Raw genomic sequence first — 2,895 nt, forward strand, 5'->3', positions numbered from 1 at the left:
GGTGTAATTTTACCAAACTCTAACGATTTAAAATTTAATTTTGAAGCTGTTAATTTAAAAGCTGTTGATGTTAGAATTATCAAAATTTTTGAAAATAACATTTTGCAATTTTTACAAACAGATAATTTAGGAAGCAATAATAGTTATGATATTAGAAGAGTTGGTAGAAGGATTGCTAAAAAAACAATTAATCTTCAAAAAAGCGAGTTAGATGATAATGGTAAATGGAAAGCGTATTCCATAGATTTATCCACGCTAATAAAAGCCGATCCTGGCGCAATTTACAGAGTAGAATTAAGTATAAAACAAGAATATTCTTTGTATAAATGTGATGGTGTTGAAGTTGCTTCAGAAAACACAAATGACGACGATTATTATGAAGAAGATTTTTATGATGACAATCAAAATAATACAGAATTATCTGATGACGAAGAGGAAAGAGAAGAACAATATTGGGATAATTTAATTTACAGTTATAACGATAATTATTACAATTGGCGCGATAGAGAAAATCCTTGTAAAAAAGCCTATTATTCACATTATGATAATGTAGTTTCCGCAAATATTTTAGCTTCAAACATTGGGGTTATTGCCAAAAAAGGAGAAAATAATTCGTACTTTTTTATAGTAACAGATATTTTAACAACCAATCCAATTAGTGGTGCAAAAGTTACTTTGTACAACTACCAACAACAAGAAATTGCGCAACTAGTGACGGATAATAGTGGCTTTACAGGAATTGACGCCGATGTTATTGCAAGTTTTGCAATTGTTTCTAACGGAAAAAATAAAACCTACTTAAAATTAGATGATGGAAACGCACTTTCATTAAGTAATTTTAATATTTCTGGTAAAAAATTACAAAAAGGGTTAAAAGGATTTATATATGGAGAACGCGGCGTTTGGAGACCTGGAGATTCTATTTATTTAACCTTTGTTTTAAATGATAATGCGAATCCATTACCTAAAGAGCATCCAATAAAATTACAGGTTACAGATGCGCGTGGAAAAATAGCATTTAACCAAATAGTATCTAAAAATGCACATGGTATTTATAATTTTATGGTACCAACTTCCGATACCGATCCAACCGGAAATTGGAACAGTACCATTTCGGTTGGCGGAGCTAAATTTTACAAACAATTAAAGGTTGAAACAGTAAAACCAAATAGACTAAAAATTAATATAGATTTTACTGATCAGGTGCTAAAAAGTAATGCTTCAATAAATGGAAAATTAGCGGTAAAATGGCTGCATGGTACTCCTGCAAAAAATATAAAAGCCGAAGTAAATGCTAAATTTACCAATAATTACAATGCTTTTTCTGATACGTTTCCAGATTATATTTTTAACGATCCAACACGTGAATTTTCTTCGGAAGAAATTAAGGTTTTTGAAGGAAATTTAAATGAAAATGGCACAGCAACCATCAACAAAAAAATAAATTTAGAAAACAAAGCTCCCGGAATGTTAAACGTTGCTTTTTTATCAAAAGCATACGAAAACGGTGGCGATTTTTCTATAGATGTTATTTCAAAAAAATACGCTCCTTACGCAGCATTTGTTGGGTTAAAATTACCAAAACCAAAAGCGTATAATTCTTATGATACCGATGAAAGCGTAACATTTAGCGTAGCAACAATTACCGAAAATGGTAAGCCAATCGCTAAAAACAATTTAGAAATTGAAGTGTATAAAGTAGAATGGCGTTGGTGGTGGAGTTCTTCCTATGATAATTTATCAACCTACGATGGAAGTAGTTTTCATAAACCATACAAGAAATTAAAAATAAACACCAATTCCAAGGGAAAAGGAGCATTCAAATTAAATATTCCTGATAACGATGGTGGAAGATTTTTAATTCGTGTAATTGATAAAAAAGGAGGACATGCAACTGGAGCCACAGTTTATTTTTATAAAAACTGGTGGAAACGCCCATCAAACGATCCAGAAGGTTCTAATATGTTGGTTTTTTCTTCGGATAAAGACAGCTATAATGTTGGTGAAACCGCTGTAATTACTTTTCCATCAGGTACAAACGGAAACGCTTTAATTAGTATTGAAAACGGAACCGAAGTTTTACAAAAGGTATGGCAAAAAACACAAAAAGGTGAAACTAAGGTAGAAATTCCAATTACCAAAGAAATGGCGCCAAATGTGTTTGTAAATATTACATTATTGCAACCACATGCATCAACTGCTAACGATTTTCCGTTGCGTTTGTATGGTGTTATTCCTTTATTGGTTGAAGATGCAAATACACGTTTAGAGCCAATTATTACTATGCCAAAAGTGTTAAAACCTGAAGAAAAATTCACCTTAAAATTAAAGGAAAAATCAGGTAAAAAAATGACTTATACAATTGCAGTTGTTGAAGAAGGTTTGTTAGATTTAACTCGCTATAAAACACCTGATATTTGGAATGCTTTTTACACGCGTGAAGCTTTGGGTGTAAAAACGTGGGATATTTTTGATGATGTAATTGGAGCTTACGGTGGAAAAATTGAACAAGTTTTTGGTATTGGAGGCGATGGTGAAGCTGCGCCAGCCAAAAACAATAAAGCCAACAGATTTAAACCAGTAGTGCGTTATTTGGGGCCTTTTACTTTGGAAAAAGGTAAAACCGCGAGTCATACCATTCAATTACCAAAATACATTGGTTCTGTGCGAACTATGGTTATTGCAGCCGATAATAGTAGTGGCGCTTATGGAAATGCAGAATTTACAACGCCCGTTAGAAAGCCTTTAATGGTATTGGCTTCGCTTCCTCGTAAATTAAGTCCGGGTGAAAAAGTTACCTTACCAGTTACGGTTTTTGCTCTGGAAAATAAGGTTAAAAACGTGCAAATTGGTTTGAAATTATCAAAAGGAATAAAAGTAGTTGGAGCTTCATCA

At 32.6% G+C, this 2,895-nt stretch carries 1 protein-coding gene; it reads left to right on the top strand.

All coding sequences use genetic code 11. The annotated features are described in order from the left end of the window. Nucleotides 1-2,895: alpha-2-macroglobulin (locus ABY298_RS15840; RefSeq protein WP_372747014.1), on the top strand; the 2,895-nt coding region annotated here is incomplete at both ends.

This window comes from Lutibacter sp., assembly GCF_041596795.1.
Lineage (GTDB): Bacteria > Bacteroidota > Bacteroidia > Flavobacteriales > Flavobacteriaceae > Lutibacter.